The 11,055-nt window shown below is 40.9% G+C and carries 10 protein-coding genes; 5 read left to right on the top strand and 5 right to left on the bottom strand.

Translation table 11 applies throughout. From position 1 onward, the window contains the following. Positions 1-305: 305 nt before the first annotated feature. Positions 306-1,859 carry an RCC1 domain-containing protein gene (locus DFQ00_RS20250; protein WP_110898303.1) on the bottom strand — a complete coding sequence of 518 codons (1,554 nt, stop codon included), beginning with the start codon at positions 1,857-1,859 and terminating at the stop codon, positions 306-308. Between the two features lie 196 nt (positions 1,860-2,055). Here DFQ00_RS20250 and DFQ00_RS29275 point away from each other — a divergent pair, with 196 nt between their 5' ends. Beyond that, entirely contained in the window at positions 2,056-2,208 is a 153-nt protein-coding gene (locus DFQ00_RS29275; protein ID WP_167433786.1) for a hypothetical protein, read from the top strand. A gap of 511 nt (positions 2,209-2,719) precedes the next feature. Here DFQ00_RS29275 and DFQ00_RS20245 read toward each other — a convergent pair. The 3 genes from DFQ00_RS20245 to DFQ00_RS28875 all read right to left on the bottom strand — a co-directional run bounded on the left by DFQ00_RS20245 (position 2,720) and on the right by DFQ00_RS28875 (position 4,854). Continuing rightward, positions 2,720-2,992 (bottom strand): hypothetical protein, encoded by a 273-nt coding sequence (locus DFQ00_RS20245; RefSeq protein ID WP_110898302.1) that lies wholly within the window; start codon positions 2,990-2,992, stop codon positions 2,720-2,722. A gap of 23 nt (positions 2,993-3,015) precedes the next feature. Beyond that, entirely contained in the window at positions 3,016-3,993 is a 978-nt protein-coding gene (locus DFQ00_RS20240; protein ID WP_110898301.1) for a hypothetical protein, read from the bottom strand. Positions 3,994-4,320: 327 nt separating this feature from the next. Further along, entirely contained in the window at positions 4,321-4,854 is a 534-nt protein-coding gene (locus tag DFQ00_RS28875; RefSeq protein ID WP_146236199.1) for a hypothetical protein, read from the bottom strand. A gap of 216 nt (positions 4,855-5,070) precedes the next feature. Between DFQ00_RS28875 and DFQ00_RS20235 the strand changes: the two genes are divergently transcribed. The 3 genes from DFQ00_RS20235 (at position 5,071) to DFQ00_RS20225 (ending at position 9,846) form a co-directional block, all read left to right on the top strand. Then, complete coding sequence (locus DFQ00_RS20235; protein ID WP_110898300.1) at positions 5,071-8,208, top strand: DUF3427 domain-containing protein; 3,138 nt, start codon at positions 5,071-5,073, stop codon at positions 8,206-8,208. A gap of 30 nt (positions 8,209-8,238) precedes the next feature. Then, a complete protein-coding gene (locus tag DFQ00_RS20230) occupies positions 8,239-9,045 on the top strand; it encodes a hypothetical protein (protein WP_110898299.1) in 807 nt (268 codons plus the stop codon). Positions 9,046-9,111: 66 nt separating this feature from the next. Further along, on the top strand, positions 9,112-9,846 hold the full coding sequence (locus tag DFQ00_RS20225; RefSeq protein WP_110898298.1) for a restriction endonuclease: 735 nt from the start codon (positions 9,112-9,114) through the stop codon (positions 9,844-9,846). A gap of 81 nt (positions 9,847-9,927) precedes the next feature. Here the strand turns inward: DFQ00_RS20225 and DFQ00_RS20220 are convergent, their stop codons facing one another. After that, entirely contained in the window at positions 9,928-10,269 is a 342-nt protein-coding gene (locus DFQ00_RS20220) for a helix-turn-helix domain-containing protein (RefSeq protein WP_110898297.1), read from the bottom strand. A gap of 140 nt (positions 10,270-10,409) precedes the next feature. Between DFQ00_RS20220 and DFQ00_RS20215 the strand changes: the two genes are divergently transcribed. After that, positions 10,410-10,931, top strand: coding sequence for a hypothetical protein (locus tag DFQ00_RS20215; RefSeq protein WP_110898296.1), 522 nt, complete (start codon positions 10,410-10,412; stop codon positions 10,929-10,931). The last annotated feature ends 124 nt before the right edge of the window (positions 10,932-11,055 follow it).

Below are 11,055 nucleotides of genomic sequence, written 5' to 3'. Positions count from 1 at the left end.
CAGCAAAATGTAAGCAGTAAAAGGCAACCCGTGCTCGGGTTGCCTTTTTGTGATGTTGAGTATAAAAATGAAAGCGCCAACTATTTGTAACATTGACTTCGGCCCGTACGGTTCCGATTCGAGAAGTAAGCATGTACAAGTAGATAAACCAATCCTCCTTAAATCATGGCCGTTCCGCTAGAATAGCCCGTGATTTGAAGGAGGATTTTTTCAGTTATTATGGTGTGTTTATCCTTCTGTAAGTGTTAATCCATGTGCAGATCCATGTGCTCCATATACTTGGTGTTATCATTATCTGCCCCTATTCACTTCATCTCATCTATAGTTAATCTGGCGGCGCTGCGGTCCCAAGTGGCATTTAACCCAAGCCCTTGCAGCATTTCGTATGGCGCTGTGGTAGCCCCCGAATAGTTGCCAACTGGCTCACGCAGTGGCACAACCAGTTCTTTCTGCGGATCAAGTGTATTTATACGGGTTACCGTGTATCGCGATTCTTGCGGTTTGATGGTAATCATTCGATCGTTATATTTTAACGTGTAGTGAGTTACTATTCCTCCCGCTCCCGCTGTATGCACCTGAAATTGTGCTCCAAGTGCTGACGCAATATCCTTGATCGGGACCTGGATGGTTTCGGATGTTTCTACGGCTGCATAGATCGACTGGAGCAGCTTGCCTTTCACATCAATATCTGTACCGAGCTTGGCTTGAACTGGCTTATAAACCATACCTCCGTCAGACGTTGCAGGCGCACCTGCCTCCTCATATTTATCTCCCCCCCATCCCCAGACGGTTCCATTGGAGGAACGTGCAAGACTGTGGTAATAACCTGCGGATACATCGGCGATATTGGATAACGATGCTACTTTACCTTGTTTGCCCGTTACGGTTCTGCCATAACTGTATACTTCGCCTGCCGTAGTTACCAGCAATACATAATTCGAGTTGGCATCGATCTTTTTCACTTTGAGTTCGTGATGATAGGCAATTGGTTTTCCTTGTTCATTCAGTCTAAAGACACGGCCTTTAGAGTCGAGGGTTAGTAAATCCTCGCTTTGATCTGTAATGAAGGAGATGTTGCTCAGACCTTTAATTATTTTGGCTTTGGAAGGTTTGCTGTTTGTTTCGCTGGCTTCCTTCCACGTCCATACGGTACCGTCTTTCTTCAATGCATACCCGTCCAGTCCTGCAAGAGTGGTTTGAACGACGTCATTCAATCCGGCGATTTTGTGCAAAGCAGGTTTCGGTTCAGCCTCTGCGCTTGAACGACCGGGCAGCTTCTGCTCGGGATTCGCCCAGGATTGAACGGTCCCATCTCGAAGGAGGAGCAAAGTTGTAGAAGGTCCCGCAGTAACATCAACAGCGTTGGTGATCCCAGAAACTTGGCTAGGGGTTCTGCCCGCTCCCCAATGCCAGGCCGTTCCGTCTGCTTGAACAGCTACACTGTACCCTCCACCTCCGGTAGAGATAGCTGTGATATCGGATAACTGCGGAATACGTACAGGACCGGATGTATGGCGATACCTTACGGTGTCGCTGATCCCAAGCTCTCCTAACAGATTACGGCCCCATGCCCAGACGGAACCATCACTTCTTAATGCCACCGTGTAGTAGTATCCACCTTCTACTTCTGTGTAGTGGAGCTTCTGAGCAGTATTGGAAGATTGCCCGTCATTGGCCGCATACGTTGGAGATACCGAAGACAGCGTGGCAAGGAGCAGGGTGGATACAACTCCAACAGACAACAATACTTTGATAAAGTGATGGGGAAATTTGTTAGTTGGCCGGCTCACTGGCTTGAGATGTGAATATAGGGAGGTTTGTTCTGTTGTTACATGATTGGCTGGATGATTCGAATACATGAGATCGCCTCTTTTTGAAGGGAATGGGAAAGCTGGGTGTGCTGTTAACTAAACGCAGTGGAACGGATTAAGGTTATGGAGAGAGGGAGAGTTTTTACAAATATATTAAGGAGATCCATTCACATACCGCGCATACTTTGTTCAAAAAACGTAACCTATCCCTTACCGGGCATGTTGTACATAGGAGGTGATTTCAATGTGGAAATACTTGCGCATGCTGTTTATCGCTTCCGCACTCATTGCAGGCTGTAGTCCGAATGACAAGCAGCAGACTGTCAAATTGGATGCGGACAGGGCTCCATTCCCTCCAATCATCAGTTTGATAATTATGAGATTTCACATTGAATGAATTAAGGAAAATCTTAAATCGTATTTTTGGGAAATTCTGAAGTAATAGAAACAGAGAGAAAAGAATGTACGAACAGTATCTTATCATGGAAACCCGCAATGATATCATTAATTTGAAAAGTGAAATCATCAATAATGATCTTATTTTGAAGAGAAACAGGTTGATTTCATGCAGGATGCCGTGTGGAAAGAGACTTTGAACCCAAGGTATGAATGATGAAGAAGGGGCATGTGAAGGGTAAGAGGGATGTATTTCATTGGGCGATAGTTATTAGCACACTCTCCGAATGTGCTAATAACATAGTTAAGGCGTATATACTGTGTTTTCCCTAAGGAGAGTGACGAACTTGAAGCTTTCGAAGAAAAGAAAGAGCAATAAGAGCGAAACGTTCGAAGGTACAGGGATCCTGCGCAGATAAGCTACTGCTAAGCAGAGTGCTGTTGCTGAAACAACAATCACAATTGACGTGTAATATAGAAACGGGTGACTCAAATTCAAAGCTACGAGAGTATCAATTAAAATTATCAGTATCTATTCTTCCAAATTCAACATAATTAGCATGAGGCACATTTATTATTTTCTGTGCGCTTTTAGTTTGAATTATTCCCTCCAAAGTTAATCGAGCAAGATTCAAATCATATAAGCTAAGTTTAGTTAAGAAAGTTTTATTCATAAGAATATCAGTTTTCAAATATACACTAATTGTCTTCGAAAAGATCTTCTGTTCTTCTTTAATTAGTGAATTAAACAAAATGATTATTCTTTCTAATTGATCTTCGTTCATTATTGATTCCTCCTGAATTAATTTTAGTCAGTAATGGTTGGAAGGATCTCTTTTATAAGTTGAAAGGTAGTTAAAGTGGGTTTTTTGTTTTGATTAAATGCTTCTGAATCGGCTAATACCTTTTGATTTCTATTATTGATTACTACAAAGAATTGTCTTTTTGTATTTTCTTTCATAATGTCTAAATATCTTTTTTTGATTTCTAATTTAAAATTTTCATTTTTGTTTAATTGCACATTTTCCGCTATTATTTCTGTTTTACCCTCTTCATCTATCCATAGTATATCAACAATAGTGTCATACATAATATTAGCTAATTCTAAATGAGACCAGTTTTTACTTAGATAAAGCTTATCCTCGCGAATCACTTCATTGATTCTATTACCGTTTATATCTGTTAACTTGATGGATGGACGAGGGTGGAACGTTTCAATATCTACATCCGAAATAGTTTGTTCATCAATCATAGCTTTATTTAACTTTACATTATCAATCGTCACTAGACGTATGACACCTGAGTGTTCACCAGAGTAGAAAAAATTATCATTAATAATTGGTATTAATAGTATATCTTCGGAATTGTTTATTGATATGTCAATCTCGAATGGAATTTTTAACATATTGTCGCCTGTTTCAGTATATTTTAAATTAGAAAACCACTCTTTATCCCCAGGTAGTCTAATTGGAGCAAGTTCATTTCCTTTCAATGATATTATTTTTAAATCAGTATCCTTGTTGACTTGTAGACTAAAAATGCCGCTTAAAATATCTTCATTAGAATTTAATATAAAATATGGATATTTAGTTCCCTCATAATGGTTTCTTACAGCAGATTCTGGGTTTATAGTTACATCCATTGAGATAGAAGAGGTATTCATAGCTACTTTATTTTTATTTTTTTCTTTATGTGCTTCAGATTCGTTAATGAATCTAGTATTTAAAAAGCTCTCGTTAAAAGTGGAATCACTTTGAGATATTGTTATCCATGCAATGGATGACAATACTAAAACCAGAGAAGCTAGAATTAAATTTTTTTTCTCAATGTAAAACCTCCAGGTATTTAACTTTTTAAGATATTTAAGTTTTCTTTTTGGACTTATTCAAATTTTATAATTTAACAGTGAACTGTTTTAGAATGGAGTTTTGTTAGTAATATACCACGTTATAAAAAAGACCATTAGAAATAAAACTATATATTCTAGTTACTATTAAGAACAGTTTTTAGAATAAAAACCCCTCTTGTTTGCAAGATTAAGTTCACCAAAATAGATGTCTTATTCTTGTGCATCAAAAGGGGATTAGGAAGATTCAGTTATTGTTCATAAAATTCATTTTCGCTTAGTATCCATTGTTCCGGCGTAATAAATTTGAGTTCCAAAGGCAACGGAATGTGTACCAACAGTTCTATAAGCACCGCTTTTATCTGTATACATTCCAGCAATCGAATAAGTTGAAGATAAGCCTACTGACCTGTCTCCATATCTTTCATTTACAAAATCAGTGAACCCATTATAACTATAAAAGATAGAAGTTTCTGCAGATACTGAATAAAGAATGCTAGTTGCTTTGGTAGATGACTTTGCATCTATGTAAGAACCATTCGGAACATTAGGAAAAGGCGAAATTTTAATTTCAGAGGACCCTGTTGCTGAATTCTTAAATTCCGCTGTTTCAATTAAATCGTTATCTGTAGAGTTTTGGATTGTACCAAAACTTACTTGTGAAGGTATATCTTCACGTTGAGCCAATTCATTCATAAATTGAATAGTATTTTGAGATGGAGTTATAGATACCATGTCCTGAGAGGCAGATGCTGCTCCACTAAATCCAATACAAATTCTTGTGGATTTTGAATCTAACAAAACTAAAGGAACAGTTTGCCTCGAAGCCTAAAAATCTGGAGTATTCCTGTCGTCCAGAGGCGATAGGGGTGCTCTTTTTTTATACTCAAACAACTAATGAAATTTCTCACGTGCTGGACGATAATAGAGTAGAGACCATATTTACCAATACGAAGCAATATCTATGGAGCACAACTACATATCCACAACCTATTCTAACTCTCGCGAGGTACATTCATGAAACAAGGCATATATGAACAGCTTATCAACACCATCACCAGGCAGGAGATTTCGGCGCTGGACCCGGATGTGTATCACATTGGGACAGAAAAGCTGGATGCAGAGGAAGCGCGCAAGCTGTTGTCCACGTATTTGGCGGCGGTGACCCGGCGAGCGCTTAAAATTGTAAGGGAACAGACGGAAGACAAAATGGCCGTATTAGAGCAGATTCGAACCTGTAATGAGATTATAGCAACTTTGAAGGACACGTTGGGGGAAGAGGAGTATAACGATTTGCAACTGGATGAGCAGGGAGAGGTGCTGACCCATGTGTATTCCAGGCTGAACAGCATTCGTGCCATTCGCGATACCAAAATCCTTCGCCCGGATACGCCGATTGCCCAAAGCTCGTTATTTACAGGTGCGAAGTCTGAACCGAGCATGCTGCTGGAGCTGCAAAAAGAGATCGTGACCGCCGACCGGATCGACTGGCTGGTGTCTTTTATCAAATTCAGTGGGCTTCGCCTGCTGCTGGAACAGCTCCAGCAATTCACATCAGGCGGTGGGAAGCTGCGGATTATCACAACCACCTATATGGAGGCCACCGACCTCAAATCGATTACCGAGCTCAGCAAATTACCGAACACCGAAATCCAGATTTCGTATGATACCAAAGTCACCCGACTGCACGCCAAAACGTACATTTTCCACCGCGATACCGGATTCACTACTGCTTATGTGGGATCTTCCAACCTGTCTAACCCGGCCCTGACTAGTGGCATGGAGTGGAATCTCAAGGTGACGGAGAAGGATTCACTTGATGTGCTGCGCAAGATTGAAGCGACCTTCCAAAGTTACTGGAATGACCGTGAATTTACGAGATACATTCCTGAGGATCAGGAGCATGAGGCACAACTAAGAGCAGCTCTGAACCGTAAAAAAGACCAAATCGGACACTTCCACCTCGACATTCAGCCTTATGATTATCAAAAGGAAGTGCTGGAACAGCTTGAAGCTGAGCGTACGCTGTATGGTCGAACCCGCAACCTGATCGTCGCCGCCACAGGCGTGGGCAAAACGGTCATCTCCGCCTTTGATTACAAACGATTCCGGGCAAGCCATGCGGGAGCCAAGCTTCTTTTTGTCGCCCATCGGGAAGAGATTCTCAAGCAAAGCCGGGACACGTTCCGGTATATCCTGAAGGATATGAACTTTGGCGAGTTACACGTCGGGAGTCACCGGGCTGAGGCATTGGAGCATCTGTTTGTCAGCATACAGAGCCTCAATTCCATGAAGCTGACGGAGATCACCAGCCGAGACTATTACGATTACATCATTGTGGATGAATTCCATCATGCCGCGGCACCTTCTTACCAGAAGTTGTTGTCTCACTACGAGCCGCAAATTTTGCTAGGACTTACAGCAACACCTGAACGGATGGATGGTAAAGACATAACCGCTTACTTTGATCATACGATTGCCGCCGAGATTCGTCTGACCGATGCCATCGACCGGAAGCTGCTGAGTCCGTTTCAGTACTTTGGTGTCACCGATACCGTTGATCTGTCTCAGGTGAAGTGGTCGCGCAAAGGCTACGATCTGAATGAGCTGGAGAAGCTCTACACCCATAACAAAATCCGTGCCAACCAGATCATGCAAAGTCTGAATCGTTATGTCACCGATCTGGATGATGTCAAAGGGCTGGGTTTTTGCGTAGGTGTGGATCATGCACTGTATATGGCTAAAGTTTTCAACGAAGCCGGCATTCCATCTATAGCTTTGCATGGCGGGTCGAGTGAACAGGAGCGTCATTCTGCAAAAGGACAACTAGTGAACGGGGAACTGCGCATGATCTTTGTTGTCGATCTGTACAATGAGGGCGTGGATATTCCTGAGGTGAATACGATTTTGTTCCTGCGTCCAACTGAAAGTTTAACCGTATTCCTGCAACAGCTCGGTCGTGGGCTGCGGATGGCGGAGGGCAAAGAGTGCCTGACCGTGCTCGACTTCATCGGGCAAGCGCATCAGGAGTACAGATACCAGGATAAATTCCGGGCTCTGATCGGTGCAACCAAGCACTCCATCTCGTACTACGTCGAGAACGGCTTTTCGAACCTGCCTCGGGGCACGTTTATTCAGTTGGAAAAGCAAGCCAAGGATTACGTGATGCGTAATCTGAAACAAATGAGCCGCAATCGCAGAGCTTTGATCCAGAAGCTGCAAACGTTCCAGCAGGACACTGGACTGCCGCTGACGCTGGCCCATTTTGTAGAGCATCACGGAATGACACTATATGAATTGTATGGCGGGCGTTCTGGCAAAAGGTATTTCCGCGGCCTGTTGGCCGAAGCCGGACTAACCGAGCCAGTGGAGGATGAGCAAGAGGAATATATCCGCAGACTGCCATCCGTGCTGACGATCAACTCTCGCAGCTGGCTGACTTTTCTGATCGACTATATTGAAAAAGGTAAAGAGCCCACCAATGCCGATGAACAGCGCATGTTGATCATGTTCTACTACACCTTCCACCGTGCCGCACCCGAGAAGCTGGGGCTAAGCAGCATCCAAGAAGGGATTACACGCGTCCTGTCTTGCACAGTATTCCGGGCCGAGCTTGTGGATATTTTTAGATATAATCTGGCTCATCTGCGATTTGTGGATAAAAGTAATGCGTTCCCGTACACTTGTCCACTGGATATCCACTGTATATACTCCATCGACCAAGTGCTCGCCGCCTTCGGCTACTGGAATGCCGAGCAATCGCCAACGTTCCGCGAAGGCGTAAAATATTTTGCAGATGAACAGACCGATATCTTCTTCATTACACTGAACAAATCGGACAAAGATTTCTCTCCATCCACGCTATATGAGGACTATGCGATCAATGAGTGCTTGTTCCACTGGCAGACGCAGAGCCGGGTATCAGAGCACACTGCTACCGCGCAGCGGTATATTCATCATCGGGAGACGGGGAATCGTATCGCACTGTTCGTGAGGGAGTATAAGGAGGAGCATGGTTATACATCTCCATTTGTCTTTCTGGGTGAAGCGGATTACGTGAGCCATGAGGGGAACAAACCGATGAGCTTTGTATGGCGGTTAAGAGAAGAGATGCCTGCGAAGATGGTGGCGGTGGCGAATAAGTGTATTGTTTGAGGAATATTTTGAAGGGAGCTGTTAATTTATATGAGAATTATAGACCATATTGTCGAAATATATAAAACAAACGAAAACATTTGGCTAAATTATAATGAAATTTATGATCTTATTAATAAAGATGTGTTTGGACCTAATAAACATGGTGAACGTGGGAAACGCAATATAGTCTACAGACTTTTGTTAAACTATACTGATTTATTTGAAGTAGATGATAACTATAGACCAAAAAAATTCAGACTCGCATTAAATGATAATGAGAAAGAAAATGTAGATTTAAAGAAAAAGTATACAGTAGGAGAGTCTGCTCTATATTTTAATAATAAAATGTTTAATGAAGTTACTTTTTCACTTGAGAGAGAGTATGAGAAAGAAGTGGAGAAAAATCATAAATTCATATTTGGAGAAGGGGCAAATTATTATAGTGTTAAAAAGAAAATCGGTAATAGAATATGTGATGGATTCGTTTATGATCAAGATTTAGGAAAATTACTGGTGATTGAAAATGAGCTAGGAATACATGATTTATGGGGGCACATAATTCCTCAAATTATTGAGTTTTTTAATGGTATGAACGATGAAGATACTAAAATGAAGCTTAAATATAATGTTGAATGGCAAGATAATCATAAGTTATCAGTTATCGAAGCTATAGATAAAGCAGCATATGAAATAATAGTGGTAATTGACCAAATTAATTTCGATATAAAAAAAGCAAGAAAAGATATTAATGAGCTTCTTAAGTATTTCACACGTAACAAGGAAGTAAGGATATATTTTAAAGAATTTAAAGTTTTTAGCTCAGTTGATGGAGAGTTTATCTATCAAGTGAAATAATTATTATGGAGATTCTAATAAAGAAGTATTAGCTTTTTGTGTAAAATAGGGGGATTGAGTGAATAAATGAATGAGTTCATATGGATCATTATTGGTGTTGTTATATTATTTGTTATTGCTGGAATAGTACAACCTTCTAAAAAGAAAAAACGAAGAAACTCTAACACGCGTAAGAAACAAGCTATCAAAAAGCCAACAAGTAATAGCTTTAATCGTTCCTCCTCTACTTGCAGATCAGACGATGTGATTCTAGCTTTACCATTAGATAAGATGACAGGAGCAGAGTTCGAACGATTACTGACTCTGTATTTTAGAGACAATGGATATACGGTAAAAGAAGTTGGTGTTGGAGGTAGAGATGGTGGAGTAGATTTGGTTATTACTGATAAGCGTGGCGAAAAAACAGCTGTTCAGGCAAAATGCTATGCTGATCATAATAAGGTGCAGGTGATGACTGTTCGGGAACTGGTAGGTGCGAAGAGGAATTATGATTGTATCCTATCTTTAATCGTAACCACTTCTGATCTTACGGGTCCAGCAAGAAAAGAAGCTGATCAATTTAAAGTAGATTATTGGCACGGCGGTTTAGTGGACAGCAAACTGCGCAGTTGGGGAAAGTGGGTGCCATCTAATAAAAAGATAAAAACAGCTACCACCAAGAAAGAGCAAGCTTTATCTAAAGCAGTATCAAATGTTAAATGTAGTTGCGGGGCTGCAATGGTAAAACGTAAAAATAAAGCAGGATCGGAATTTTGGGGGTGCAGCAATTTCCCAAATTGCCGCAAAACAAAGGCTATCTGAGTAGACTTAACAGAAATGAAGAACCAAAAAAGGCAGAACGGCTTATATCGTTCTGCCTTTTGTCGCTGTGTACTTCGGGGTTCACTTTAGAATCTCGCGTATCACATTTTTGACCAAATGAATACTATCTGGAGAAGCTTCTCTTAGCATGGCTACAATCTCCTGTATAACTATTTCTGACTCAGTAAAATGAAATTGTTCCTCCACATACGCAAATAATTGAATCAAATTTACATCAAGGGACTCAGCGATCTTTGCCAAGTTCACCAAAGAAACGTTCTTTTCACCGCGTTCAATCTGACCTATGTATGAAAAATGAAATCCACCTTTTTCTCCGAGGGATTCTTGTGAATACCCTCTTTCTTTGCGTAGTGCACGGATTCTGGCTCCGACCAATTTTAAAACTTCTCTGTCCTCGTTCATGGTATTTCACCTCTATGTTCAAAAGTGTAGACAAGTTTCCTAAAGGTAAACACCAAACGAAGAATACAAAATAAATAATTGATTACTATAAGTATTATTTTATTGTATAATACTGGTATTAACTCATTGGAGGGATGACAATGGCAAGCAATTGGTCCATTACCGAAGCGCATTGTAATCACCAAGTAGATTTTACCCCACCTTTTCAAGAACGTTATAATTCTATGCAATCTGTGTTCAGACATAATCTAGATGACTATAGACTCCGTAATACAATGATGGGCTATCTCCAGCATTCAAAATATCACATCAAACTTGCCAGCATCATGCAAAGTCACAATCAGTTCCAAGCCTGTCTGATACTCTGCGATTGGTCACTTTCCTCAATGATTAAGGCATTATATATCCAAAAGTATCGTACAGTACATTCACCGAAAGAACTCACTATGAATGAGATTTTACCTTTGGTGCATACGGATACTGTACCTGGGTTGGATATTGCTTTGTTCATTGGTACGATTCAACATATGTCCTCCATGGGGGAGTCTAAACAGGATCAGACTCTAAAGGCAAACAACATCAAGAAGCTTCTTCAACGAACAGAAGAAATAATGAAGGAGTTAGAGAAGCGGTTGAAGCATGAACTATCAGAGCTGAAATAATCTATTGATTCAATGTGTGTATAAATTGCTCAGTTTTTTTGAACATAGGACTCTAAGAGCACAGGGGCTTAAAGAACACTTTTGATAACAAGGAAAAATCAGGATATTGGACGGATGTATATAT

It is taken from the genome of Paenibacillus barcinonensis, from assembly GCF_003217495.1.
Taxonomy (GTDB): domain Bacteria; phylum Bacillota; class Bacilli; order Paenibacillales; family Paenibacillaceae; genus Paenibacillus; species Paenibacillus barcinonensis.
This window is presented reverse-complemented; position numbering and strand designations above follow the sequence as displayed.

Coding starts and splice junctions, on each gene's coding strand:
- DFQ00_RS20235 (WP_110898300.1), top strand. CDS start 5,071: ATGAAACAAGGCATATATGAACAGCTTATCAACACCATCACCAGGCAG.
- DFQ00_RS20220 (WP_110898297.1), bottom strand. CDS start 10,269: ATGAACGAGGACAGAGAAGTTTTAAAATTGGTCGGAGCCAGAATCCGT.
- DFQ00_RS20230 (WP_110898299.1), top strand. CDS start 8,239: ATGAGAATTATAGACCATATTGTCGAAATATATAAAACAAACGAAAAC.
- DFQ00_RS20225 (WP_110898298.1), top strand. CDS start 9,112: ATGAATGAGTTCATATGGATCATTATTGGTGTTGTTATATTATTTGTT.
- DFQ00_RS20245 (WP_110898302.1), bottom strand. CDS start 2,992: ATGAACGAAGATCAATTAGAAAGAATAATCATTTTGTTTAATTCACTA.
- DFQ00_RS20250 (WP_110898303.1), bottom strand. CDS start 1,859: ATGTATTCGAATCATCCAGCCAATCATGTAACAACAGAACAAACCTCC.
- DFQ00_RS29275 (WP_167433786.1), top strand. CDS start 2,056: ATGTGGAAATACTTGCGCATGCTGTTTATCGCTTCCGCACTCATTGCA.
- DFQ00_RS20215 (WP_110898296.1), top strand. CDS start 10,410: ATGGCAAGCAATTGGTCCATTACCGAAGCGCATTGTAATCACCAAGTA.